Below are 24,237 nucleotides of genomic sequence, written 5' to 3' on the forward strand. Positions count from 1 at the left end.
GCTGCCAGGCTGCCAGTTCAGCGCCAGCCCGCTCATGTGCGCGCCGACGACGACCAGCCGCAGCGGCTGCGCCGGCGCGCTCGCGGCGAGCACCGGCGCTGCGCCGATCGGCTGGCGCATCACGCCGGCGGTCGGCTCGAACACGCGCGCCAGCGTGGCCGCGAGCCCGGCCAGCGCGAAATCGCTGAACGCCGGCCCGATCAGCGTCACGCCGGCCGGCAGGCCGTCAGCGCGCATCGGGCCGGGCAGCGCATGGGCGGCCATGTCGAGCAGGTTGACGAAGTTGGTGTAGTGGCCGAGGCGCCGGTTCGGCTCGAACGGATCGGCCTGCAGCGCGGCCTGCGTCGGGTGGGTCGGCGCGCTCGGCACCACCAGCACCGCCACCTGCGCCCACATCGCGGCGGCTTGCCGCTGCGCCGCGGCCAGCGTGTACTGCGCGTCGAACAGCTCGTGCGCGGCCGGCGCGCGGCCGCTGCGCACGATCGCGGTGACGGTGGGGTCGGCGCCGGGCGGGTGGCCGTCGAGGAAGGCGCCGACCGCGGCATAGCGCTCGGCCACCCACGGCCCCTGGTACAGCAGCGCGGCAACGCGCGCGAGCGGCTCGAACGGCACCGGCACCAGCTTGCAGCCGCGCTCGCGCAGGCGCTGCAGCGCGGCGTCGAAGGCATCGCGCGCCTGGGTGTCGCCGAAGAACTCCAGCGGGTCGGGCACGCCGACCACCAGGTCCTGCAGCGCATCCAGCCGCAGCTTGGGCGGCAGCGCCGTGCGGCTGAACGGGTCCTGCGGATCGGGCCCGGCGGCCTGGCTCGCGACCGCCCAGGCGTCTTCCGGCGTCAACGCGAACACCGAGATGCAGTCGAGGCTGCGGCAGGCCGGCACCACGCCGGTCGACGGCAGCCAGCCCTTGGTCGGCTTCAGCCCGCTGATGTGGCAGAAACCGGCCGGCACCCGGCCCGAACCCGCAGTGTCGGTGCCGAGCGCGAACGGCACCTGGCCGGTCGCGACCACATAGGCCGAGCCCGAACTGGAACCGCCACTCACATGCGCCGCATCGAACGGGTTCGGCACCGCGCCATAGGGCGAGCGCGTGCCGACCAGGCCGGTCGCAAACTGGTCGAGGTTGGTCTTGCCGACGGGAATGGCGCCGGCATCGACCAGCCGCTGCACCGCGGTCGCATGGCGCGCGGCGGGGCCGCTCGCGAAGCCGGGGCACGCGGCGGTGGTCGGCAGCCCGGCCACGTCGATGTTGTCCTTCACCGCGAACGGCAGGCCGAACAGCGGCAGCCGCTCCCACAGCGCCGCGCCTTCGCCGCGCGCGCGGGCATCGCAGGCATCGGCTTCGGCCAGCAACTCGGCGTCGGTCCGCGCAGCGATCCAGGCCGAGGCCGCGTGCCGTGCACGCTCATGCAGCACGCGCTCCATCAGGCGGCGCACCGTCAGGGTGCCTTCGCGCAGCGCCTGCTGCAGTTCACGCAAGGTCCGTGGCTCGAGGGGCATGGGGTCGGGCTCCTGAATCGTGAATGCGATCTTGTATGCAAGTTGCGAGCCATGGTTTTCCCTCATGTTGCGCGGGTGCCGATACGCTCCTTCGGGGGTGTTTCAAAGCGGCCCGGGATCGATGCACGAACGTACACTTTTCGATTCCCTCACAGCAGCACGGCCACGCATGAAGGCGATCTCCAAGAAGGTCCCCCGCAAGACCACCGCGAAGCTCACGCCGCCCGGCGGCGCCAAGGCAGTGCGCAAGCGCGCGCCGGCCGCGGCGGTCACCGTGACCGACACGTCGGTGACGCTGCAGATGGTGGCCGACCTGGCGGGCGTATCGTCGAGCACGGTCTCGCGCATCCTGAACGGCAGCGCGAAGGTGAGCCCCACCAAGCAGCACGCGGTCGATGCCGCGATCGCCACGCTGGGCTTCATGCCGAACCCGGTGGCGCGCGGGCTGGCCGGCGGGCGCACGCTGAGCATCGGCGTCGTCACGCAGTCGATCGACAGCCCGTACTACGGCGAAGGCCTGCGCGGCATCGAGGCGGTGCTGGGCGCGGCCGGCTACATGCCGCTGTTCGCGAGCGGCCACTGGACGGCCGCCGACGAGAAGAAGTGCGTCGACCTGCTGCTGTCGCGCCGTGTCGACGGCATGATCATGTTCACCGGCCGGCTGCCCGACGAGACGCTGATGCAGGTGGCGCGGCGCGTGCCGACGGTGGTGACCGGGCGCCAGCTGTCGGGCCCCGGCCTGTACAGCCTGAACTTCGCGAACGTCGAGGCCGCGCGCATGGCGACGCGGCACCTGATCGAGCTCGGCCACCGGCGAATCGTGCACATCCTCGGCCCGCGCGAGCATGCCGATGCCCGCGAGCGCAAGGAGGGCTACCGCCGCGCGCTGAAGGAGGCCGGCATCGCGTATGACCCGACGCTGGTGGTGCAGGGCGATTTCAACGAGGCCAGCGGGCTGAAGGCGGTGAGCCACCTGATCGAATCGCGCATCGACTTCAGCGCGATCTTCGCGGCCAACGACCAGACGGCGTATGGCGCGGCGCTCGGGCTGTACCGGCGCAACCTGCGCATCCCGGATGACGTGGCGCTGGTCGGCTTCGACGACCTGCCGGGCTCGCAATATTCGATCCCGCCGTTGACGACGATCCGCCAGCCGATCTACCAGCTCGGAGAGTTGGGCGCGATCGCGGTGCTGGCGATGCTGCGTGGGGAAGCGCCGGAGGGCGAGCTGCCGCCGCCGCTGCTGGTGACGCGCGAGTCGACGCGGCAGTTGAAGCGCTGAACGGAAGAATCCGTTCGCCCTGAGCCTGTCGAAGGGTTGGTGCCGGGGCGGGAGGGGGCTGGTAACGGTTCCACACACCTTCGACAGGGCGCGTCGACGCCATCGCGTCTGCGGATCGGATCCATCGACTTCGCGCAGAGGAAACCTGGCGAAAAACGTCGAGATTCGAACGATGGAACCGGTTTCACCTTGATCGCCGCACGGTGCGTTTCCTGCATGCCTTGTGTCACCGCGCTGGCGCGAACAATTCGACACAGGGGCAGTAGATGGAGAAGCGGTTGATCACGAAGAGCAGGCTCGCGATGCTGGCAGCCTGCGTGGCGCTGGCGGCATGCGGCGGCGCGAAGGACGATGAGGCCGCGCCGGCACCGAACAGCGGTGCCAATCCGCCGGCCCCTGCGCCCGCACCTTCTCCTGCCCCGGCTCCGGCGCCTGCGCCATCTCCCGCACCTTCCCCACCGCCCGCACCGGCACCGGCCCCATCGCCTGCGCCAGCACCCGCCCCCGCGCCATCCGCCGCCGCGCTCGCGCTGCCGATCGAAGTGCTCGGCGCCGGCGCCCCGGACGCCCCGACCATCGTCGCCACCGACCTGACGCTCGACGCCACCGCCGCTGCGCAGGCCACCCGCCTGGCAGTGCAGTGCCACCGCTGCGGCTTCTACAACTCGCCCGAGTACCAGGCCTTGTCGAAGCCGGTGACGAAGATCGCCGGCAGCCTGCGCATCGTCGGCGCCGTCAACGGCAGCGCCGCGCCGTGGATCGACATCAGCGACGCCACCGTCACACTGCCCGACGTCGAGCGCTCGCACGGCGGCGTCAACGGCGGGCTGCTGACGATCCGCTTCAGCGTGCCGCTCGATGCCACCACGCGCGGGCGGCTGGTGGCCTCCGCCGGCAACCGCATCGAGTTCCGCTTCAACGGCACCGATGGCAGCTCCAACGGCTACCGCATCCTCGACCTGCAGTTGCAGGACGACGGCGGCAAGAACCTGCTGGCGATGACCAGGCAGTGGGCCGACATCGGCGCCGAGAAGACGGCCGGCCGCACCGCATCGGCCGACTCGACCGCCGGCCAGGCGCTGTGGAGCGGCACCAACCTGCTGGTGAAGTCGCCGATCGTCAACACGAAGATCCGCGCCGCCTGCTCGTCGTGCCACGCGAGCGATGGCCGCGACCTGCAGTACTTCAACTTCTCGAACAACTCGATCGTGCAGCGCTCGCGCTTCCACGGGCTGAGCGAGACCCAGGGCCGGCAGATCGCCGCCTACCTGCGCGCGGCGCTCTACGACAAGGTGCCGCACGTCGCGCAAGCCACGCCGTGGAACCCGCCGTACCAGCCGGGCCCCGGCCTCGACAGCAAGCCGATCGCCGAGTGGGCGGCGGGCGCCGGCCTCGATGCGGTGCTGCCGGACGCGAAGTCCTTCGTCAACGTGTTCACCGGCAAGGCCGCGAACAGCACCGCCGCGGTGACGCAGGCCGAGCTCGACGCCGCGATGGACCCGACCCCGGGCAAGCTGCTGAACACGCGCGAGATGCCGGTGCCGCTGCAGTTCCCGGACTGGAGCGCGTGGCTGCCGATCGAGAGCCCGCTCGACATCTGGGCGCCCGAGGCCGGGCAGACGCAAGGCCTGTTCGAGACCAAGGGCGACGACGGTTCGAACCCGATCAAGCTCGTCAAGCGCATCAGCGATTTCCTGAAGGCCAACAAGAACCCGAACGGCCAGTACGGCGACTGGAGCCACCTGACGCCTGAGCTGCGCGAGCGTGCGCAGGCCTGGCTGGGCGACGTCGGCGGCAAGACCATCGACTTCGCCGGCGGCGGCCGCGGCTCGCGCGTTTCCGGCGACCCGGCCAACCCGTATGGCGGCGAGATCGGCGGCAAGAAGCTGCAGGCGCTGATGTCGGCACAGACCGCGAGCGCGGCCAACCTGCCGGCGGCCTTCACGAAGGAAGCCTTCATCGAGCGCGCGCTGTTCGGCGTGATCCGCTGGATGGGCGTGAAGCAGTGGGAGCTGGCCCACACCTACGGCCTCGAAGGACCGCAGGACGTGCTGCACGGCTCGCGCAATGCGAGCGGGCAGTGGGTGGGTGTCGGCGAGAAGCGCGGCTGGCCGTTCAGCTGGCCCAGCGTGTTCTACATGGCGCCGCACATCCTGTACGTGCCGGTGAACGGCCGCGAGAACTACTTCTCGTGGGAGCCGCGGCTGGTGTCGTTCTACCGCACGAACCAGTGGTACCAGCTGCAGATGACGGTGAACCCGGGCTGGCCGGGTGCGTCCGAGGGGCCGATGGACTGGCCGTACCACATGGGCTTCACGACCGCAGTGGTCGACGACCTGGTGACGGCCAAGGCGCCGGCGGCGGTGTCGGCGATGCACCTGGCGCGCTACTTCCAGGTGCGCACCAAGCTCGCGCAGCTGGCCAACACCAACCTGCCGTTCAACGTGCCGGACCCGACCGACCCGAACAACCTGTTCAAGAACAAGGGGCTGCAGAGCAAGGCCGATCTCGCGAACCACAAGCTGGGTGTCGGCGAGGTGGTCGACCGCGGGCCGGACGACTACGAGAAGACGCGCTTCCGCCAGCTCGACAGCGTGACGCCGGGGCTGCACCTGATGTTCATCAACAGCACGATCTCGGCCTACAACACGCTGTATGCGAACACCACCTACGAGCAGTGGCGGCGTTGCGATCCGAATGCGATGTTCGGCACCGAGTCGGAGGTCAAGTCGGGTTTCCGGTTCTGCCTGGATGCGAAGCGCACGCCGCTGCCGCTGAACAGCAAGGGGCAACCGCACCTGGTGGGCGGCTGGGTCGACTGGACGACCGAGCAGTACACCAGCTGGAGCGTGATCTCGGCGCGCAACCATGGCGCCGAGGCGCAGCGGCTGAAGACCTTCAGCGACTGGACCACACGGATGTGGCCCAACTGATCACTGGCTCCAGCGCAGCACCAGCGGATCCAGCCGCCGCGCCGCATCGAGCAACCCGGCACGCGTGGCCGGGTGCATCGGCGGATACGGATGCCGCGGCGCATCGCAGGCGATGACGCCGCCTTCCTTCATCAGCGCCTTCGCGCTCAGGAAGCCGCCCTGGCGGTTCTCGAAGTTGATCAGCGGCAGCCACTTCGCATAGGCCGCGACCGCGCCCTCGCGGTCGCCCGCCGCGAAGGCATCGACGATCTGCCGGATGCCGTCCGGGAAGCCGCCGCCGGTCATTGCACCGGTGGCGCCGGCATCGAGGTCGGCCAGCAGCGTGATCGCTTCCTCGCCGTCCCACGGGCCCTCGATCGCATCGCCGCCCAACGCGATCAGGTCGCGCAGCTTCGCGGCCGCCTGCGGCACCTCGATCTTGAAGTAGCGCACGTTCGCGGTCTCGCGCGCGATGCGTGCCAGCGTGGCCGCGCTCAGCGTGGTGCCGCTGACCGGCGCGTCCTGCACCATGATCGGAATCGCCAGCGCCTCGGACAGGCGCGAGAAGAACTCGACCGATTGAGCCTCCGGCACGCGCAGTGTCGCGCCGTGGTACGGCGGCATCGCCATCACCATCGCCGCGCCCTGCTGCTGCGCGCGCAGGCTGCGCTCGATGCACAACCGCGTGCTGAAGTGCGTGGTCGTCACGATCACCGGCACGCGGCCGGCCACATGCTCGAGGATGGTGCTCGTCAGCAGCTCGCGCTCGGCATCGGCGATGACGAACTGCTCGGAGAAGTTGGCGAGGATGCACAGCCCGGTCGAGCCGGCATCGATCATGAAATCGACGCAGCGCTTCTGGCTCGGCAGGTCGAGCTCGCCGCTGTCGGTGAAGGTGGTGGGCACCACCGGGAACACGCCCTGGTATCGCGCAGTCATGGCTGGATCCTCGTTGGGTAGCAGATGTCGCAGTCGAGCAGTTTCGCATTTGCCAAAGCGATCGTCGCGCTGTTCCAATCGCGCCCCATGACATTGCCGATCGTCCTCTCGCTGCTCGCGCTCACCGCCCTGGTCGCCGTCTTCTGGTTCCGGGCCGAACGGGTCAGGCGCACGCACCCGACACACGCCGCGTCACAAGAGTTGCCCGGCATGCGCACCGAGGCCGCTCCGCTGCGGCTGGATGCACCCGGCGTGCCGCCGTTCGCACTGCAGGAGCACATGGGACTCGTCGATGGCCTGCCGTTCATGGACTGGCGCGCCGCTCACGCGTGGATCGACGGCATCGCCGATGAACCCGAGCGGCAACGCGCCACCGAACAAGCACAACGGGCCTGGCTGCTGCACCTGCGCGATGCCTTCGGCGATCACTTCCGGCTGCACGAGACCGAACAGGCCTGGGTGCTGTCGTCGCTGGAGAACCGCGTCGTGCTGGCCACGGCCGCCTACGTGGCCCGCACGCGCGAACGTGTCTCGCGCGTGCTCGGACGGCTGGCGGGCCAGGCCGCGCAGCAGCGCAGCATCGTGCTGGTGATGGATCACGACGAGGACTACTACGCCTACGTCGCGTGCTACTACCCCGACCAGCCCGCGGATGGCGAGGTCTTCGCGTTCAGCGGCGGGATGTTCGTGCACGCGGGATGCCCGCACTTCCTCGTCAAGCGGGCCGACCTGACGGCGATCGAGCCGGTGATCGCCCACGAGATGACGCACAGCGCGCTCGCGCACCTGCGCCTGCCGACCTGGCTGGACGAAGGCCTGGCCGTCAACACCGAGCACCGCTTGACCGGCACGCCGCGGCTGATCTACACGCCGCACGAGCTGCAACGCATGCACGAGCGCTTCTGGGGCGAAGCGGAGGTTCAACAGTTCTGGTCAGGTCGCTCGTTCCACCGGCCCGATGACGGCAACCTGCTGTCGTACGAGCTGGCGCGCATCCTGGTGCAGCAGTTGTCGCGCGACTGGCCGTTGTTCGAACGCTTCGCGCTGGCCGTGAGCCAGGGCGATGCCGGCGCCGGGGCGGCGCGCGAGGTGCTCGGCATCGAGCTGGGCAGCTCGGTGGCCGCGCTGATGCACAAGCCCCAAGCCCTCGGGTGGTCACCCGAGCCAGCGCGCTGGGAGGGGCCGGCGCGCACCGGCTCGGCTGACGAAGACGTCGAGGCCGGTGCCGTGACGCCGGCCTGAGCCGTCACACCGGCGGCGGGTTGCGTTCGAAGCTCGCCTGGTGCCAGTACGGGTACGGTCTCGTCACCGCGCTGGCCTCGTCGAGTTGCTTCATCTCCGCAGGGCTGAGCGACCAGCCGATCGCGCCGAGGTTGTCGCGCAGCTGGGCCTCGTCGCGCGCGCCGATGATCACGTTCGCGACCGTGGGGCGCTGCAGCAGCCAGTTCAACGCGATCTGCGGCACGCTCTTGCCGGTCTCCTTCGCGACGGCGTCGATCGCGTCCATCACGCGGAACAGCTGCTCGTCGGGCACCGGCGGGCCGAACTCGGCGGTCTTGTGCAGGCGGCTCTGTGCCGGCAGCCCGGTGCCGCGGCGGATCTTGCCGGTGAGGCGGCCCCAGCCGAGCGGGCTCCAGACGACCGCGCCGACGCCCTGGTCGAGCGCCAGCGGCATCAGCTCCCATTCGTAGTCGCGGCCGATCAGCGAGTAGTACGCCTGGTGCGCGACGTAGCGCGAGATGCCCAGCCGCTCCGACGCGGCCAGCGACTTCATCAGGTGCCAGCCGGAGAAGTTCGACACGCCGAGGTAGCGGATCTTGCCGGCGCGCACCAGGTCGTCGAGCGTGCGCAGCGTCTCTTCGACCGGCGTCTGCGCATCGAAGCCGTGCAGCTGGAAGAGATCGATGTAGTCGGTGCCGAGCCGCTTCAGCGAGGCGTGCACCGCATCGAGCAGGTGGTGGCGCGACGAACCGACGTCGTTCGGCCCGGTGCCGAGGCGGAAGGTGGCCTTGGTCGAGAGGATGACCTTGTCGCGCCGGCCGGCGATGGCCTGGCCGAGCACGCTCTCGGCCGCGCCGGCGGAGTACACGTCGGCGCTGTCGAACATGTTGAGGCCGGCCTCGAGGCAGATGTCGAGCAGGCGGCGCGCGCCGTCGGCATCGGTCTTGCCCCAGGCGCCGAAGAACTCGCCGCCGCCGCCGAAGGTGCCGGTGCCGAGGCTGAGGACAGGGACCTTGAAGCCGCTCGAGCCGAGTCTGCGATGTTCCATGCGAATCTCCATCAGGGGGTGTGCCCTGATTGTTGACGATCCGGTCCATGCATGCCTTCTGAACGGCACGATGACGGCGAGCCGATCCAGGCCACCGGCTCTTCCGGCGGGACAGGCCGGTCAGCTTCTCAGGTGCCCTTCAGGTGATGCGTGTCGTTCGACGATTCGAGCACCCACTTGCTGGTGTTGACTGGCAGGTTCCAGTGGGTGATGGAGGTGTAGCCGGCCGCAGGGTAGGCGCGGCGGAACGTGGCGTCCCCATAGCCGAAGAAGTGCTGGAAGGCCACCTGGATCACACCGCCGTGGACCACGAGCACGACGGTTTGCCCCAAGTGCTTCTTGACGATGGCATGAAGCGCCGATTGCACGCGGGTGCTGAACTCGATGGCGGTTTCGCAGCCGTCGACGAAGCGATGGAACGGCCGATCGCGGTCGATCAGGCCTTGCCAGGTGGCCGCGAATTCGGATTCGTCCATGTGCCCATCGCCGCTTCGCCATTCCTCCAGGTTTTCTTGCAGCACGGCGGGCAGGCCGAGTGCTGGGGCCAACAGCGCCGCGGTTTGGCGGGCCCGGGGCAGGGTGCTGGCGTAGAAGGCGTCGGGCTTGATTTCCTTGCTCTGGCGAAGGCGGTCGGCGAGCGCTTGGGCTTGCAGTTTCCCCTGGTCTGAAAGCCCGAGGTCGACGCGTGGGCCGGCGTTGTCGACTTGGCCTTCGTTGTAGGCGGCGTGGCGGATCAGGAAGATGGAGGTCATGCGATGGCGAGGTCGGGCCTCGGGTTGATGCACCAAGGCTACTAAAGATTTGGACGAAAGCGGCTCCGCGTGATCCCGAAATGGGATATCCGGCCTTTGCTCGTAGGCTGGCGACTGAACGCGTGAGCCAGGAGATGTGCGGTGCGCAACCGGAAAGCCAGAGACGCAAGGGCGGTCGAGTCGCAGCATTCACGGGCCGTCGATCCAGACCCGTCGACGAAACCGTTGTTCGAGGCCTTCCGTTGGACAGACCCGGCGACCGATCAACTGCACATCGAAGCACGCGCGCTGAATCAGCTGATCGAGAAGGTTATCGACGTGACCGACGGCGTGCGCGCAGTGATGTGCGTGCTGGAACGGGACGGCTACAGCAGTGAGGACGACGCGCCGCCACTGCTGGATCCAGTCCGGCAAGGGGCGCTGCGACGCTTGGGGATCGCATCGCTGCTGCTGTTGAGCGATGAAGCCACGCGCCTTGGTGAGTGGGTGCAGGGCGGCCGCCTACGCGAGCCTGCCCATGCAAAAAGTCCGCAGAAGCACAAGCAACTGAAGCGGGGTTGAGAAGCGGCTCCCTCTTGCGTCGGTGCTTAATTTCGCGCGGCGCCAAGCTCGGGCGCCGTCGAACCTGTCAGACCAGGCGACCCGTCAACCCTTGGTGGGCTTCGGCGGCAACAGCTCTTGGTCCGTTGTTGTCACCCAATCGTTCATAGCACGGCTTATGGCGTGCCAGTGCTGATCGAGAGCTGGTAGCGTGCCTGGCAGGCACCAAGGCTGGTCCAGGGCATCCAGCACGTCGGCCTGCGGTGTTTCGACGATGGAGCCGAATCCCCCATCCCCCAAGATATTCCAGGAGACGAACTGGCAGACGCGCGCGATGGTGCCGAGCGCCTCGTCAACGTCGTTGTAGGTCGCAATCGGAACTGCCAACGCTCCCGGTGAAATGAACTCGGCATGCGCGATGGTCTTGTCGACCATCGTGCAGACCTTGCCGACCGTCGGATGCTCTAGCTGGGCGCGCAGAGTAGCGAAGATGGCGACATCAACACTGTCGAGCGGCTTGCGCTTTGCTGGGTAGCCGCACAGTGCATCGAATGCCGTATGCATCAGGGCCGACGTGTCGAACGCCTCGGGCCCTTGAGTGGCGGCCCATTTGGGGCCCGGCTCGGTCTTGTATTTTTCGAGATGCTTTGCAAAGACGGCCTCGTGATCGAAGGGCAACCCGTCATGGCAGACGAAGCTCTCACGGGTGAGCAACTCGGGACGCCGCTCGATGCGACGGATGACATTCCACACAGAATCGGCATCTGTGTGCTTGTCGACGAGGCGCCGGATACCAATCGTGATGAGGTTTGAGTATCCCGCCGTCATCAGCTCCCACATCGCGCCGTTGACAGGCCGGTTTGCCTCGAGTCGGCGAGACTCGTTCAGGGTGCGGAAGACTGCTGTGTACCAAGTCAGGTTCAGCATCTGGCTCAACACAGAAGTATCGGCATCACCCTGGAGGCGTTCTAAACACTCACGGCGGAACGTCCGGTAGGCCTCAAGTTTTGTGTGACGGACCACCGGCACGCTGCACAGGTCAGGGCTGTACTTGTAATCCGAAATCTTCATGGTGCGGGCCAGCTTACAGGAAGCCCGTTCCTGCCAGCTTGGTAGTTGGAGCGGTGTTAGTTCAAGGACCACTGTTGACGGATCGTGCTGAATGGGCAGTCAAGGAGCATGCCCTCGTCCGGCCGCAGGAGGGCGGTGCCGTAGCTCTTTCGCGCCGTGAATTGCACAGGACACCAAACATGACAAGCCGCAAAGGTCTCCGGTGAAAGAGATTAAACGGACGTTTTTGGCTGCCCGCAGGGGTGCGCGTCACAGCCTGCTCTCGTTCCATAGTCGGCACTCCAACAACCCGGAGTCGACATGAGCACAGGAATGATCCCTTTCCATTTTCGAGTCAAGGACGGGCGACCCGTTTACGGAGTCTCTGCGTTCGATGGAATGCGCTTGCGCATCGCGCCTGGGCTCTACAAGGTCTATCGGTTGAGTCGTCCGTGGCCAGGATCGAACGACTACAAGGCTGCGTTGCGCTTCGAAGGCGCAGCCAAGCGTGCCTTGCGCGATTCACCTACTCCTGACCTCAATGAGGTTGATCTCTTGATTGCAGACTTTCCCGAGCTCGCCAACGTACACGCGTTGCCGTCCGACAGCGTGTTCGAATTGGCGTAGCCTCGTTTCGTGGCGTGGCTGCCAAAGTGTTGGTTGCCTACTGACGCCGAGTAGGTGACGCCGTGCGGCGCCTCGGAGAATTGTCGTGGACTGCGGGCGCAACCGAAATGACGACAGGTACTTGCCGCGACGCTGCCGAAGACTACGCATGGATGTTCGCTCCCACTGTGCGGGGCTTTTGTTGTTCGCGTTCGCACGAGAGGGGCTGTAGCCTTGCGCCGATGACAAAAGATAGCTTTGCCGACCGCGACGGATCGGTCGTTGTTCGCGGAGATCTGGTTCGCATCCTGGCCGTCCCCGACCTTCAAGGCATGCGCGAACCCTACCGCCAGGAGACCCAAGTCGTGTTCGAACACATTCGTGGCACGGTGAAGCGCGTGAAATCGGTGGACGACCACGGCAACGGTGTCCTCGTCTTCTTCATTCGCGCGGGCACGCATGCCGGCTATCACGCCGTTGCCATCGAAGGCAGGCATGTGCGCAAAGCCCGATCACGCGAGGCTGGCCGCAGATGAACGGCGACATCGTCACCCTCGAGGAGCTGAACTCTCTGACGGGCGATTGCCGACTGGCGCTTCGCTACGTCAAGCATGGCGAAGATGGCCTGGACTTCCACTCCCTTGCGCTCGAGGCCAGAACGCCGACAGGGTGGGTTCCAACCGCCGTCATCACGGAGGAACAATTCCAGGGCTCTTACCCGAATCGCCGGTGGGTTTCGAGCCTGCACAGCTTCCTTCCGAGTGCCGGCACGGCAATCATCCAGGTCGCCGAGGGGGACCGGCCAATGCATCCGGCCAGAGCCACGCTATTTCATTACTCGTGGCGGCGATGGGATGTCGTTCAGAACGTTGAGCTGGCTCGACTTAAAGACTGCGCCGGGCCTTTCGATCCTCTGTAGCACCTCTTGGCATGTCAGAAACCCGGCCGTTTCCGAGCGGCAAGCGAAGGACTGCATTGGTGCCGCCGACGATTGCCCTACCATCGCCCCCTGCGCGGAGCCATCGGCCCGCAGTCAGGCGCGATCGTCGGCGACCGATGAAGCTCGAACCAGAGTGCGCTCATGACATACCACCCCAGCTTCCCCGCCGCGCTGCTGCCGGCCGCATTGGATCTGCTTCGCACACTCTGCGTTGCAGAACTTGCGCCGGCGATGCAAGGGTTCACGGTGCTCGTTCAGGGAGAAAAGTTGTCTGCTCCCTACCGCGTCTACTACGAGCCGGCCAATCTTCGATCGGCAATCGCAGGCTCAACGGGCGACACCCGAATGCTCGCGCTCTGCCTCGGCAGCAGGCACTGGGACGGATACATCCGCGAGGAATGCGTAAGGGAGCTCGATGCCGTTGGCCGGCCCTGGGTCGTGCCATTCGTCGTCCAGCTCATTGGCGAATACGTCGTCGAGATCGTCGAGGCAGCGGCAGCTACCGTCATCTCCGACGCGAGTTCTGCGCAGTTCGCCGAGTTCGTGCGCGAGAACCCAGCATTCATGGCAACCACGAGGCGGCGGGTCACGAGCTACTGGGCCTGCTACTACCGCAGCCGCTTCCCGACGCTTCAAAGCTACCCGGCCTTCATGGCTCTCGAGGCAGTCGAGCGATTCCCCTTGGCCGCCGTCGCGTAGTCCGCCGGCGTGCGCCCGACCAGCTTCCGGAAGTCCGCGATGAAATGTGCCTGGTCGAAGTAGCCGAGAGCAAGTTTGGGCTGCGCACGAAATGCCCGCTCGATCAGGCCTTCGGCGATCGGCGCTTTCCAAGACGCCGCCGCCAAGCTAGGGAACCAATGGTTCATCCGAGCATGCTTCGATTTCGTCCGGGTACATGGGCTCAAGCCAAATGGTCGTGCCTGTGGCTGGATCGGAGCATTCCACTTCATAGGCGAGTGCCGGCTTCTCGTACACATCGAGGACAGCTCCGGTGTCGCCCAAGCGCGGATGGCGGCTGTAAAAGACCTCCCGGCCTGTGAAGCGATCACCGCGGATCGCGACTACACGGACAACCATGTATGGCCGCAAGATTTTGGGCATGGGCAGGCGCTTTGAGCTGGGCGGATGCACGTCGTCCGATTCAGTTGGGTGACCAATGGATCCAGGCGGGGCGGGCGCCGTCGTTGACGTAGAAGTACGCAACGGCTTTGTAGCCTTGTTCGACGTCGATGGACCACGAGCGCGGATGCTCGTCGATCTGGCCATTGCTTAACCGGTACTGAACCTCACCTGGTGCGTCGCCATTCCCGACCGACGTGAATCCGCTGTCTCCTGCCTCCCGGACATACATCAGGAACGCATCTGCGCCGTTGCGCAACATGGACAGCGAAGGTCCGCCCTTGACGGTGATCCAGAGTTCGAATTCCTTCTGCACATCAAGCTCATGGAGCCAACATCCCAAGTGCTCGACCGACTCAATGCCGACGGCCCGCCCGTTCACCGACACCTCGAAGATGGCTGCGTCGCCTCCTTCGATCGGCTTGTCGAGCCGCGGCACTTGTTCTCGCTCAGAGATCCCGCACTCGGCGCTCCACCATCGATCATGCCCGTTGAACAGGGAGCCCGAGACACGCTCGATGTGCTGGACAAGCGCACGCGCCTCGTCCCAATCAGCGCACACCAGCCCGTATAACGTGAAGTGGATCTCCGAAGGCGGCCAGTCCCAGGCAGCCTTGCCCCAGACCTGGGTCGATTGCCCTTCGAACAGCTCTCGGAATGCAATGAGCCAGGGCTTCGGCCAGGGAAATGACTCGTCCTTCTGCGGCAAGCGTTCGACCTCGACGTCGCATCCGAAGTAGCCGCAGGCCACGTCGCTTCCGATGAAGATCGGCAGATCAATGTGAACGAAGGAAGTCACTGCGGTTCTCGCACTCGCGCTGACGGGTCGACGTGTGCCGCTCATCCACCCGCATACGGCCCCTTGACCTCGCCCCAGCCCCACATCGGCATCGGCGCATCAGGATCGACGCTCGCCCCCGGTTGCGAGTTGATGACCGCAAGGCGCGATCCCCACTCCAGGTAGCCCACGAGTGCCGAGCGGAACTCGGGATCATCGGGCATGCCGAGTTCGTCGGCGGTCGACAGCAGCAACTCCACCCAGCGCCGGCGCTTGTCCTGCGTCAGGTGCCGGTTCAGGTGCTGGCGAATCATGTGCGGGTGCCCGCCGTGTGCCGCCGAATAGGTCGCCGGGCCGCCCAGCACCTCCGCGAGGAAGGCGGCTACGTGCGCAGGGTGCTCCGCGCCCATGTGCGCAAACACCGGCGCGAGCAACTCGTCCTGTGCGACGAGCTCATAGAAGCGCGTGGTCAGCCGGTTCAGCGCATCGATGCCGCCGAGCCACTGGTACAGCGTGGGAGTCGATGTCGTCATCTTCAGGATTCCTGTCGAGTGGGTGTGCATTGGACCTTGACCGCCGTCGCGTAGTCAGCCGGCGTACGTCCGACGAGCTTGCGAAAGTCCGCGATGAAATGCGCCTGGTCGAAGTAGCCGAGATCCTGTGCCAGCGCTGCCCACGAGACCGGCTCGCCGGCTTGCACGCGAGCGACGGCCTCGTGCAGCCGGTAGCGCTGGATCACCCATTTGGGGCCGACTCCCACGTACTCGGCGAACAGCCGTTGCAGCGCGCGCAGCGTCAAGCCGTGGCGTTCGGCCAGCTCGGCGGCCGCGATGAGCTCGCGGTCGTTGACGATCGAGTCGACGATGTGCGCCGCCAGCAGCGCCTGCGGGTCGGGCGTGGGGACGCGTGGTGCGAGGAAGCGCTCGGCGGCCTCCACGGCATCGCCCATGTCTTCATGCCCGAGCACGTCGGCCAGCACCTGCGCAGCGGTGCCGAACAGCTCGGCCAGCGGCAGGTGGCGGTCGGCCAGTTCGGACACCGGCCGTTGCAGGATGCCGCGGAAAGCGCCGGGCCGGAACTTGATGCCGAAGGCCTGCGAGTCGCCCTCCAGCAAGGTCGTCCAGCGGCCGGTGTGAACGCCGTGCGCGGCCATGCGGCCGGGCTCGATGACGATGTGCACGTTCGGGTGCGGCAGCGTCTCCTGCACCTGCGGGGGCCGGCCGGCAAGGCGCCAGCGCACGCGCCAGAAGTGCTCGACGGTGTCTGCGAGCCCAGGCATCGGCGCGGCCCGCTCGTGTGTGAAGGCGCCCTCGGCCACACGGTGCAGCACACCGCGCGCCTCCTGCGTGACCGGTCGTCGCGTTTTTCCAATCGGCAGCGCGGGGGTGGGCATTCCAATGCGGGCATCGCCAAGTCCGGACGATGATGCCATGTCCCTCCACCGCGTCTTCGCCCCCACCGACAGGAGATCCCCATGAGTTCCCACCATTCCACCGGCCCCTTCGACGTGGCCCTCGCGCCGCAGCCGCTCAGCGACGTGGCCGCGCCTGCGGGCCTCGGCCGCATGTCGCTCGACAAGCGCTTCCACGGCGAGCTCGAGGCCACCAGCCAGGGAGAAATGCTGTCGTGGCGCGACGCCGCCAAGACCTCGGGCGGCTACGTCGCGCTGGAACTCGTGCGTGGCACGCTCGCCGGCCGCGAGGGCAGCTTCGTGCTGCAGCACAGCTCGACGATGGCCGCCGGCGTGCCGCAGCAGTCCATCACCGTCGTGCCTGGCTCGGGCACCGGCGCGCTGGCCGGGCTCTCGGGGCGCATGGAGGTCGTCATCGGCGAGGGCAGTGCGCACTCGTATCGGTTCGACTGGGGCTTGCCGGACTGAGCCACTTCCGCAGTTTCGGAGAAGCGCCGGCCAACCGTGAACGATACAAAGGCGGATCCCAACCCCAGGAGATCACATGTGCCAAGGTATCGAACTCACGAGTCGCCAGACAGAGCTCGCTCCCACCTGGAGCCACTGGATTCGCCAGTCCCACCGCTGGCTGTCGATCGCCTTCACGCTGACCGTCGTCGCCAACTTCATCGTGCGAGCGCGCGGCGAGCCCCCCGCGTGGGTGACCTACTCGCCGCTGCTCCCGCTCTTCCTGCTGCTCTTCAGTGGCCTCTACATGTTCGCGCTGCCGTATGCCAGGCGCTGGCGCAGCAGCAGCGGCGCACGTCGCACCACCGCCTAGTCGTCCAGGCTGCCCATCGTCAGGTTCACGGTGGTGCCCGTCATGCCGCTGGCGCGGTCAGACGCCATCAGCGTCGCCATGTCCGCCACCTCCCGGAGCGCCATCACGCGCCGCGGGTGCGTGGTGCCGGCGAGGTAGCCGTTGAACTGCTCCCAGCTCAGGCCCATCAGCGGGCCCTTGATGTCGAAGAGCTCGCGCATCGTCTTCGTCTCCGGCAGGCCATGCGGCCGCAGGTTGACGACGCGGATGCCGTGCGGCGCGAGCTCGGCCGAGAGGTCGCGCGTGAGCGCCTCCTTGGCGGCGGTGGCCGAGCCGTAGCCTCCGTTCAAGCGCGTGCCGCTGCGCGCGGGCAGCGCGGTGACGGTCATGATCACCCCCGGCTTGCTGCGGATCATGTGCCGCGCGGCCAGGCGCGCGGTGATGAAGTACGAGCGCGTGTAGGCCGCGATCGGCAGTGAGAAGCGCTCGGCGTCCAGCTCGACGAGCGGCACGCCGAATATTTTCTTGTCCGAGACGCCGATCGCGTTGAACGAGATGTCGACGCGGCCCCGTCGCTCCACCAGCGATTGCAGGTGCGCCTGCACCGCCTGCTCGTCGAGCGCGTCGACCTCGGCCGCCTCGGCGCGTCCGCCCGCGGCGACGATCTCGCGGGCCGCGGCCTCCAGCGGCGCCTTCGCCCGCCCGGTGAGCACGACGCTTGCGCCTTCGGCCGCGAAGGCCCGTGCGACCGCGCCGCCGATCGCCCCTGCGGCGCCATAGATCACGGCCACCTTGTCTTGCAGAATCATGGTCGGTTCCTTTCGGTGTTTCGATGGAGGGATGAAGTGCGACGGCCCTTGCGCATCGGCGCCGTCGTCGAGATAGACACCGGCGCACCGGCAAACCGGGCGCACGCCGAGCGCCCAGTTCGCGCCCTTCGCGGTGTCCATAGCCCCAAGGAGGGTGCGATCCGATGACAGCCGACCTGATCTCTCGTGCGCGGACCGGCGATGCCGACGCGTTCCGCGCATTGACCGAGCCGCACCGGCGCGAACTGCAGGTGCACTGCTACCGCATGCTCGGTTCGCTGCAAGACGCTGAAGACGCGTTGCAAGACACGCTGCTCAATGCCTGGCAGGGCCTGGCGGGGTTCGAGGAGCGCGCGTCGATGCGCACCTGGCTCTACCGCATCGCGACGAACCGCTGCCTCAATGCGCTGCGCTCGGCCAGCCGGCGTCCCGCGATGGAGTGGAACGTGCCGGGCGTCGAGCCGCCGGAGCCGACGCAGCTGGGCGAGGTCGCGTGGCTCGAGCCGTATCCCGATGCGATGCTCGACGCGGCCATCGCGGTGCCGGTCGGCCCCGAGGCGCGCTACGAGCAGGCGCAGTCGATCTCGCTGGCCTTCGTCGCGGCGCTGCAGGTGTTGCCGCCGCGCCAGCTCGCGGTGCTGATCCTGCGCGACGTGCTCGGTTTCCACGCGAACGAGGTGGCGAGCATGCTGGAGTCGACGGTGGAATCGGCCAACAGCGCGCTGAAGCGGGCGCGTGCCAGTTTGCAGCGGCGGTGGGTGCCGAGTGCGGAACGCGCGGGGCCTGTCGGTGAGGTGTCACGCGCCGAGGCGGCCATCGTCGCGAAGTTCGCCGATGCCTATGGGGCCGGCGACCTCGACGCGCTGGTGGCGCTGCTCACCGACGACGTCTTCATGTCGATGCCACCGATGCCGCTGGAATACCGCGGCCGCGAGATCGTCGCGCGCTTCTTTCTGCTGGTCTTCCGCGCGAATCGCCGGTTTGCGCTCGTGCCCACGCGCGCGAATGGCCAGCCGGCTTTTGGCGCTTATTTGCGCACGCCTGACGGGCCGTTCCCCGGCGTGGGATTGGTGGTGCTCACGCTCGACGGTGAACGCATCAGCGCGATGAGCCGGTTCGACGGCAGCTTGTTGCCGTGGTTCGGGTTGCCAACGTCGCTGCCGGGTCCGCAGGCAATCACGCCGTGCGCAGCACTGCCCGCGTGACGGTGCCGCGAGACCGCAACGCGGCAGGGCCCTTTCATTGCACGGCGCAGGGCGTTGCGCTTGAATAGCCGACGGGCCACGGAGGTCCGAAGGGAGCGTCGATGAACGACATGAAGCGCTGGCTCGCCACTCTCGGAACTCTCGCAACGCTGGCCGCGATGGCCGCCCACGGGCACGCGGCCACAGGCTCGGTCGAATTCACGCTCGATGGTCTTCCGTCGCTCGCAAGCGATGCCGCCGCAGCCGACGCCTCGGGTGCCGCTGGCTATTGGATCACCGACAACCGCTATTCCAGCAGGATGACCCTGATCCGCGACTGGAAAGATGCGGCGCCCACGCTCGTCGCGTCCTACCAATCGACGGACCCCGGCGCCACGGGCCTGGCCGGCGCCCCGTTCGGTGACGCCCAGGGCCGGCTTGCATGGGCGCCAGACGTGGAGATGTCCGCGGGCTCGCACTTCCACGAAGGCAGTATCGGCATGTCGTGGCAGGTCGTATCACTCAGCGACATGGGCCTCGCCAACCTGAACTGGGGGCGCTCCTTCGCCCTCAATCCCCATTCGTCGGTCACGCTCGCCGGGACCCTGAGCTACAACTACAGCGGAGGCCCGCTCGAAGCCCGCTACGAGAGCCACCTGACTCCGGTGATGGCGGGCAATGAACTGGGCGTTGCATCGCTGCGTTTCGAGGGGCGAGAGACCGACGACACGCCGGGCGACAACCACAACATGTTCGACTTCTATCTGCTCGGCACCATCCACTATGACGACCCGCGCAACGGCACGCGTGGGCACGGCGGGCAGTTCACGGCGGACGACATCGCGTACAGCGTCGATTCCTTCGGGCATCTGTCGATGACGGTCTTCAACCGATCGAGCGAGGTCCTGTTCGGCAGCTTCGACATCGACAGCAGCATCAGCAGCCTGCCGATCGCCGATGTTCCGGAGCCGTCGATCTGGATGGCAATGCTGCTGGGGGTGGGGCTGATCGGTCTGCGGCGAAGGTCGGGCAGCGAGGCAGACCTGCTCATCCGCTCTTCGTGATGAATGCGGCTCGGCACTTGAGCGGTCTGGCGGCTTGAGGGCAAACTGGGAGCGATGCCCGATCTGCCCTACCAACTGCTCGCCAACGCCGTCCTGATCCTGCACATCGCCATCGTGCTGTTCGTGGTCGGCGGGCTGGTGCTGATCGTCGTCGGCAATCTGCGCGGCTGGCGCGTGGTGAATTCGCTCTGGTTCAGGCTGCTGCACCTCGCCACGATAGGCATCGTCGTCGCAGAAGCCTGGCTCGGCATCGAGTGCCCGCTGACCACGCTCGAGATGTGGTTGCGCGCCCAAGCCAAGGTCTCGACCTATTCAGGCGGCTTCATCGAGCACTGGCTGCAGTCCGTGCTGTTCTGGGATGCGCCGCCATGGGTGTTCACTGTGGCGTACTCTGCGTTCGGGCTGGCGGTCGTCGCCGTCTGGTGGCGATTCCCGCCGAAGCCTATCGGTCGACGCGAGTCCGGCGCCACCCGCGTGTAAGGTTCGCCGGGCTCGACACGACCCAGACCGACACGACCCTTAGGAGCGTTTCGATGATCACCCCCACCCGCTCACCCCGCCGCCGTTTGCTCGCTGCTGCCGCCTTGCTGGTCGGCACCGGTGCGGTGATGACCCTCTCCGCAATGGCTGGCGGCATGGGCGGCGCGGCCCGGCTTGCCCCGCCGTTTACGCCCGCCGCCACAGCCGCGGCTGCCGCCACCGCCGCCACCGAAACCGCCGTCCTCGCCGGCGGCTGCTTCTGGGGCGTGCAGGCCGTCTTCCAGCACACCAAGGGCGTCATCAACGCTGTCTCCGGCTACGCGGGCGGCGAGGCGTCGACGGCCGTCTACGAATCCGTCGGCAGCGGCTCCACCGGCCATGCCGAGGCGGTGCAGGTCACCTACGACCCGAAGCAGGTCAGCTATGCCCAGCTGCTGCAGATCTACTTCTCGGTGGCGCACGACCCCACGCAGCTCAATCGCCAGGGGCCGGATTCCGGCACGCAATACCGCTCGGCGATCTTCCCGGCCAACGACGACCAGGCCCGCACCGCGCGCGCCTACGTCGAGCAGCTCGACAAGGCCCACGCGTTCAAGTCGCCGATCGCGACTCGCATCGAGACCGGCCGCCGCTTCTTCCCGGCCGAGGCCTACCACCAGGATTACCTTGCCCGCAACCCGCGGCAGCCGTACATCGTCTTCAACGACCTGCCCAAGCTCGATGACCTGAAGCGCCTGTTCCCGCAGGCCTGGCGCGCCGAGCCGGTGCTGGTGGCGGGCAAGTCGGCCGCCGGCTGAGCCCGATCCACCAGGGCAAAAAAAAGCCAGCGGCCTGGGAAGACCGCTGGCGAGATCAAGTTGGCAGTGGCAACTGCTGCGCGGATCATACTGTATAAAAAAACAGCCTCGCGCCGATCTCCCCAGTCAGCACGCAAACCATTCACAGATCTTTACCCCCCAGCCAATCCCGCTTCACCCCCGCCCGCGACCATTCATTCCATCGACCCACCTCCCTGGGTCTTGTTGGAGAAAGACGATGAGCGACGTGAGCACTTTCGACGCGCTGCCGCAAGAAAAGCCGCGCGGCCTCAAGCGCCTGCTGGGCGGCATGCTGCTGGCCGTGGCCGGCACGCTGGCCCTCTCGGCCTGGGCCCAGGACCCGCCCCCGGGCCCCGGCTTCGGCCACGGCCCCCGCATGCACCAGGCCGGCATGGGCGGCCCCGGCATGTTCATGGGCCGGCCCGAGCAGATCAACCGCATGGTCGACCGGATGCTCGACGGCGTCGGCGCCAGTGACGCACAGCGCTCGCAGATCAAGCAGATCGTGCAGGCCGCGGCCACCGACCTGAAGACCCAGCACGAATCCGCGAAGGGTCTGCACGACAAGGGCATCCAGCTGCTGGCCGCGCCCACCATCGACACCGCTGCCGTCGAATCGCTGCGCCAGCAGACCGAGGCCCAGCATGACCAGGCCAGCCGTCGCATCACGCAAGGCCTGATCGACGTCGCCAAGGTGCTGACGCCCGAGCAGCGCACGAAGCTGGCCCAGCGCATGAAGATGCGCGAAGACCAGATGCGCGACCGCATGCAGCGTGCGCAGCGCGACAAGCCCGCCCAGGCCCCGAAGTAATTCGCCGGGCCCATGACGGACCGCAAGTTGTGATCTCATTGCGACCTGCCACTTCCAGTGGCCCGCGGCCCGGTGCCGCGGGCCCTTCGGCCTTGGAGGCTGACCGACCCATGACATCCCGCGTGCTGTTGATCGATGACGATGCCCGCCTGTCCGCGATGGTGGGCGACTACCTGCGCGGCTCCGGCTTCGAGGTGGAAACCGCCGGTTCGCTGGCCGCCGGCCGCGAGCGCCTGGCCGGTGCCGGCTACGACGCGCTGGTGCTCGACCTGATGCTGCCCGACGGCGACGGGCTCGACCTGTGCCGCGAGTTGCGCGCCAACCCGCGCACCCGCCAGTTGCCGCTGCTGATGCTGACCGCCCGCGGCGAGCCGATGGACCGCATCGTCGGCCTCGAACTCGGCGCCGACGACTACCTGCCCAAACCCTTCGAGCCGCGCGAGCTGCTCGCGCGCGTGAAAGCCCTGCTGCGCCGCGCGACCCCGCCGACCTCGCCCGACGAGGTGCTGCGCTTCGGCCGCCTCGAGATCGATCTCGGCGAGCGCGTCGCCCGCCTCGGCGGCGTGGCCTGCGACCTCACCAGCCACCAGTTCGACCTGCTGGTCGTGCTGGCGCAAAGCTCGGGCCGCGTGCTGTCGCGCGACCAGATCATGGACCTGCTGAAGGGCCACCCGCTCGAGGCCTTCGACCGCTCGATCGACGTGCACATCTCGCGCATCCGCGCGGTGATCGAAGACGATCCGAAGAACCCGCGCCGCGTGCTGACGGTGCGCGGTGCCGGCTACGTGTTCGCGAAGAAACAGGACGCGGAGGGCGCCGACTGATGATCCCGACGATCTCCGGGCGTTGACCGCGCGATGCGCACGCTGACCCTTCGGATCTACCTCACCGTCGTGGCGGTGCTGCTGTTGTTCGCCTCCGGTTCGGCCTGGCTGTTCCAGCGCCACATGGAAGACGAGCGCATCCGCGCCGACAACGTGCTGTCCGAGCGCATGGCCGCCTGGGGCGACCTGATCCAGCGCTCGCTGCCGGGCGCCGAGTCGCCGCACGAAGACCAGGCGCAGGCGCTGCGCGAATGGTCGCAGCGGCTGCGCTTGCCGCTCGCGCTCGACGATCCGAGCGGTGATCGCATCTCGGCCTCCGATTCCTTCGTGCTGCGCCAGGGCGAAGGCCAGACCCGCAGCTTCCAGATCCACCTCGAAGACGGCCGCACGCTGTGGGTGCTGCGCCCCGGCCTGCGGCGCCCGCCGCCCGACGGCCGCGGCGAGTTCGGTCCGATGCCGCCCAACCTGCCGTTCGTGCCGCCGAGCTGGCAGCGCGGCGTCGGCACGATCGTCGTGCTGGTGCTGCTGTTCGTCGCGGTGGCCGCCGGCGCGTGGCCGGTGGTGCACCGCCTCACGCGGCGCCTGCAGGCGCTGAAGCGCGGCGTCGAGCAGTTCGGCGCGGGCGAGTTGCATCACCGGGTCGAGGTGTCGGGGCGCGACGAGGTCGCGGCCGTCGCGGCCAGCTTCAACCTGGCGGCCGAGCGCGTCGAGGCGCTGGTGCGTTCGCACCAGTCGCTGCTCGCCAACGCGAGCCACGAACTGCGCTCGCCGCTTGCGCGGCTGCGCATGGCGGTGTCGATGATGGAAGACGCGACGCCCGAGCAGCGCCAGCGCCTGCGCCGCGAGATTGATACCAATGTCGGCGAGCTCGACGCGCTGGTCGAAGAGGTGCTGCTGGCGAGCCGCCTCGATGCGCTGCAGCGTGTCGACCACCACGAGCCGGTCGAGCTGCTGGCGCTGGCCGCCGAAGAGGGTTCGCGCGTCGGCGCCGATGCCGATGGCAGCACGGCCACCGTGCACGGCGATGAGCGCCTGATCCGCCGCGCGCTGCGCAACCTGCTCGAGAACGCACGCCGCTACGGCGGCAGCGACATCACGATCGAGGTGCGCAACGGCGCCGGCCGCGCGCTGGTGCAGGTCTGCGACCGCGGGCCGGGCGTGCCCGAAACCCTGCGCGAGCGGATCTTCGAGCCGTTCTACCGGCTGCCCGGCCACGCCGAGCAGGCGGGCGGCGTCGGGCTGGGGCTGAGCCTTGTCAAGCAGATCGCCGAACGGCACGGTGGCAGCGTGCGCTGCGAGTCGCGCGACGGCGGCGGCAGCTGTTTCGAACTGAGCCTGCCGCTGGCCTGATCA

The 24,237-nt window shown here is 67.8% G+C and carries 27 protein-coding genes; 17 read left to right on the forward strand and 10 right to left on the reverse strand.

What is annotated here, in order from left to right:
- Positions 1-1,497, reverse strand: a 1,497-nt coding sequence (atzF, locus tag ACXJLU_RS18820) for an allophanate hydrolase (RefSeq protein WP_457333546.1), incomplete at its 3' end; no start/stop codon positions are given.
- A 169-nt stretch (positions 1,498-1,666) separates the two neighbouring features.
- Here atzF and ACXJLU_RS18825 point away from each other — a divergent pair.
- Both ACXJLU_RS18825 and ACXJLU_RS18830 read left to right on the forward strand, forming a co-directional pair.
- Positions 1,667-2,779, forward strand: coding sequence for a LacI family DNA-binding transcriptional regulator (locus ACXJLU_RS18825; RefSeq protein WP_457333548.1), 1,113 nt, complete (start codon positions 1,667-1,669; stop codon positions 2,777-2,779).
- A gap of 266 nt (positions 2,780-3,045) precedes the next feature.
- A complete protein-coding gene (locus ACXJLU_RS18830; protein WP_457333550.1) occupies positions 3,046-5,712 on the forward strand; it encodes a hypothetical protein in 2,667 nt (888 codons plus the stop codon).
- Here ACXJLU_RS18830 and ACXJLU_RS18835 read toward each other — a convergent pair whose 3' ends face one another.
- Positions 5,713-6,630 carry a dihydrodipicolinate synthase family protein gene (locus ACXJLU_RS18835; protein WP_457333552.1) on the reverse strand — a complete coding sequence of 306 codons (918 nt, stop codon included), beginning with the start codon at positions 6,628-6,630 and terminating at the stop codon, positions 5,713-5,715.
- Positions 6,631-6,717: 87 nt separating this feature from the next.
- Between ACXJLU_RS18835 and ACXJLU_RS18840 the strand changes: the two genes are divergently transcribed.
- Positions 6,718-7,872, forward strand: coding sequence for a hypothetical protein (locus tag ACXJLU_RS18840; RefSeq protein ID WP_457333554.1), 1,155 nt, complete (start codon positions 6,718-6,720; stop codon positions 7,870-7,872).
- A gap of 4 nt (positions 7,873-7,876) precedes the next feature.
- On the opposite strand, the gene ACXJLU_RS18845 is transcribed toward ACXJLU_RS18840, so the two are convergent.
- Entirely contained in the window at positions 7,877-8,899 is a 1,023-nt protein-coding gene (locus ACXJLU_RS18845; protein ID WP_457333555.1) for an aldo/keto reductase, read from the reverse strand.
- A gap of 128 nt (positions 8,900-9,027) precedes the next feature.
- On the reverse strand, positions 9,028-9,651 hold the full coding sequence (locus tag ACXJLU_RS18850) for a histidine phosphatase family protein (RefSeq protein WP_457333557.1): 624 nt from the start codon (positions 9,649-9,651) through the stop codon (positions 9,028-9,030).
- 141 nt (positions 9,652-9,792) lie between these two features.
- Between ACXJLU_RS18850 and ACXJLU_RS18855 the strand changes: the two genes are divergently transcribed.
- Entirely contained in the window at positions 9,793-10,212 is a 420-nt protein-coding gene (locus ACXJLU_RS18855; RefSeq protein WP_457333559.1) for a hypothetical protein, read from the forward strand.
- Between the two features lie 84 nt (positions 10,213-10,296).
- Here the strand turns inward: ACXJLU_RS18855 and ACXJLU_RS18860 are convergent, their stop codons facing one another.
- Entirely contained in the window at positions 10,297-11,262 is a 966-nt protein-coding gene (locus ACXJLU_RS18860) for a hypothetical protein (RefSeq protein WP_457333561.1), read from the reverse strand.
- 300 nt (positions 11,263-11,562) lie between these two features.
- On the opposite strand from ACXJLU_RS18860, the gene ACXJLU_RS18865 reads away from it, so the two are divergent.
- From ACXJLU_RS18865 to ACXJLU_RS18880, 4 genes are all read left to right on the forward strand, one after another.
- Positions 11,563-11,868: a hypothetical protein gene (locus tag ACXJLU_RS18865; protein WP_457333563.1), complete on the forward strand. Its 306-nt coding sequence runs from the start codon at positions 11,563-11,565 to the stop codon at positions 11,866-11,868.
- A gap of 221 nt (positions 11,869-12,089) precedes the next feature.
- Positions 12,090-12,383 (forward strand): hypothetical protein, encoded by a 294-nt coding sequence (locus ACXJLU_RS18870; protein ID WP_457333565.1) that lies wholly within the window; start codon positions 12,090-12,092, stop codon positions 12,381-12,383.
- Complete coding sequence (locus ACXJLU_RS18875) at positions 12,380-12,766, forward strand: hypothetical protein (RefSeq protein ID WP_457333567.1); 387 nt, start codon at positions 12,380-12,382, stop codon at positions 12,764-12,766. The genes ACXJLU_RS18870 and ACXJLU_RS18875 overlap by 4 nt, the downstream gene beginning before the upstream one ends.
- Positions 12,767-12,928: 162 nt before the next feature.
- Entirely contained in the window at positions 12,929-13,486 is a 558-nt protein-coding gene (locus tag ACXJLU_RS18880; RefSeq protein ID WP_457333569.1) for a hypothetical protein, read from the forward strand.
- A 147-nt stretch (positions 13,487-13,633) separates the two neighbouring features.
- Here the strand turns inward: ACXJLU_RS18880 and ACXJLU_RS18885 are convergent, their stop codons facing one another.
- Genes ACXJLU_RS18885 through ACXJLU_RS18900 form a run of 4 tightly spaced genes read right to left on the reverse strand, consistent with a single transcriptional unit; the run spans position 13,634 to position 15,963 of the window.
- Positions 13,634-13,918 carry a hypothetical protein gene (locus ACXJLU_RS18885; protein WP_457333571.1) on the reverse strand — a complete coding sequence of 95 codons (285 nt, stop codon included), beginning with the start codon at positions 13,916-13,918 and terminating at the stop codon, positions 13,634-13,636.
- A gap of 10 nt (positions 13,919-13,928) precedes the next feature.
- On the reverse strand, positions 13,929-14,705 hold the full coding sequence (locus tag ACXJLU_RS18890) for an Imm1 family immunity protein (RefSeq protein WP_457333572.1): 777 nt from the start codon (positions 14,703-14,705) through the stop codon (positions 13,929-13,931).
- A 41-nt stretch (positions 14,706-14,746) separates the two neighbouring features.
- Complete coding sequence (locus tag ACXJLU_RS18895) at positions 14,747-15,217, reverse strand: group II truncated hemoglobin (protein ID WP_457333574.1); 471 nt, start codon at positions 15,215-15,217, stop codon at positions 14,747-14,749.
- Positions 15,218-15,219: 2 nt separating this feature from the next.
- A complete protein-coding gene (locus ACXJLU_RS18900) occupies positions 15,220-15,963 on the reverse strand; it encodes an AraC family transcriptional regulator (RefSeq protein ID WP_457333576.1) in 744 nt (247 codons plus the stop codon).
- A 195-nt stretch (positions 15,964-16,158) separates the two neighbouring features.
- Between ACXJLU_RS18900 and ACXJLU_RS18905 the strand changes: the two genes are divergently transcribed.
- Together ACXJLU_RS18905 and ACXJLU_RS18910 are read left to right on the forward strand one after the other, a co-directional pair.
- Positions 16,159-16,563, forward strand: a complete 405-nt coding sequence (locus ACXJLU_RS18905) for a DUF3224 domain-containing protein (RefSeq protein WP_457333578.1) — start codon at positions 16,159-16,161, stop codon at positions 16,561-16,563.
- A 76-nt stretch (positions 16,564-16,639) separates the two neighbouring features.
- Entirely contained in the window at positions 16,640-16,915 is a 276-nt protein-coding gene (locus ACXJLU_RS18910) for a hypothetical protein (protein WP_457333580.1), read from the forward strand.
- Here ACXJLU_RS18910 and ACXJLU_RS18915 read toward each other — a convergent pair.
- Positions 16,912-17,703, reverse strand: coding sequence for an SDR family NAD(P)-dependent oxidoreductase (locus ACXJLU_RS18915; RefSeq protein ID WP_457333582.1), 792 nt, complete (start codon positions 17,701-17,703; stop codon positions 16,912-16,914). The genes ACXJLU_RS18910 and ACXJLU_RS18915 overlap by 4 nt on opposite strands.
- Before the next feature lie 164 nt (positions 17,704-17,867).
- Between ACXJLU_RS18915 and ACXJLU_RS18920 the strand changes: the two genes are divergently transcribed.
- The 7 genes from ACXJLU_RS18920 to ACXJLU_RS18950 all read left to right on the forward strand — a co-directional run bounded on the left by ACXJLU_RS18920 (position 17,868) and on the right by ACXJLU_RS18950 (position 24,234).
- Positions 17,868-18,908 carry a sigma-70 family RNA polymerase sigma factor gene (locus ACXJLU_RS18920; RefSeq protein WP_457333584.1) on the forward strand — a complete coding sequence of 347 codons (1,041 nt, stop codon included), beginning with the start codon at positions 17,868-17,870 and terminating at the stop codon, positions 18,906-18,908.
- 101 nt (positions 18,909-19,009) lie between these two features.
- Positions 19,010-19,951 (forward strand): PEP-CTERM sorting domain-containing protein, encoded by a 942-nt coding sequence (locus tag ACXJLU_RS18925; protein WP_457333586.1) that lies wholly within the window; start codon positions 19,010-19,012, stop codon positions 19,949-19,951.
- A 54-nt stretch (positions 19,952-20,005) separates the two neighbouring features.
- Complete coding sequence (locus tag ACXJLU_RS18930) at positions 20,006-20,431, forward strand: DUF2784 domain-containing protein (RefSeq protein WP_457333588.1); 426 nt, start codon at positions 20,006-20,008, stop codon at positions 20,429-20,431.
- 53 nt (positions 20,432-20,484) lie between these two features.
- The gene (msrA, locus tag ACXJLU_RS18935) at positions 20,485-21,228 is read left to right on the forward strand and encodes a peptide-methionine (S)-S-oxide reductase MsrA (RefSeq protein ID WP_457333590.1); all 744 of its coding nucleotides are present in this window, start codon (positions 20,485-20,487) and stop codon (positions 21,226-21,228) included.
- A 238-nt stretch (positions 21,229-21,466) separates the two neighbouring features.
- Positions 21,467-22,060 (forward strand): Spy/CpxP family protein refolding chaperone, encoded by a 594-nt coding sequence (locus ACXJLU_RS18940; protein ID WP_457333591.1) that lies wholly within the window; start codon positions 21,467-21,469, stop codon positions 22,058-22,060.
- Positions 22,061-22,170: 110 nt separating this feature from the next.
- Positions 22,171-22,884: a response regulator gene (locus tag ACXJLU_RS18945; protein ID WP_056810332.1), complete on the forward strand. Its 714-nt coding sequence runs from the start codon at positions 22,171-22,173 to the stop codon at positions 22,882-22,884.
- A 33-nt stretch (positions 22,885-22,917) separates the two neighbouring features.
- Positions 22,918-24,234 carry a sensor histidine kinase gene (locus tag ACXJLU_RS18950; protein ID WP_457333594.1) on the forward strand — a complete coding sequence of 439 codons (1,317 nt, stop codon included), beginning with the start codon at positions 22,918-22,920 and terminating at the stop codon, positions 24,232-24,234.
- Positions 24,235-24,237 lie beyond the last annotated feature (3 nt).

This window comes from Rhizobacter sp. P5_C2, assembly GCF_054049715.1.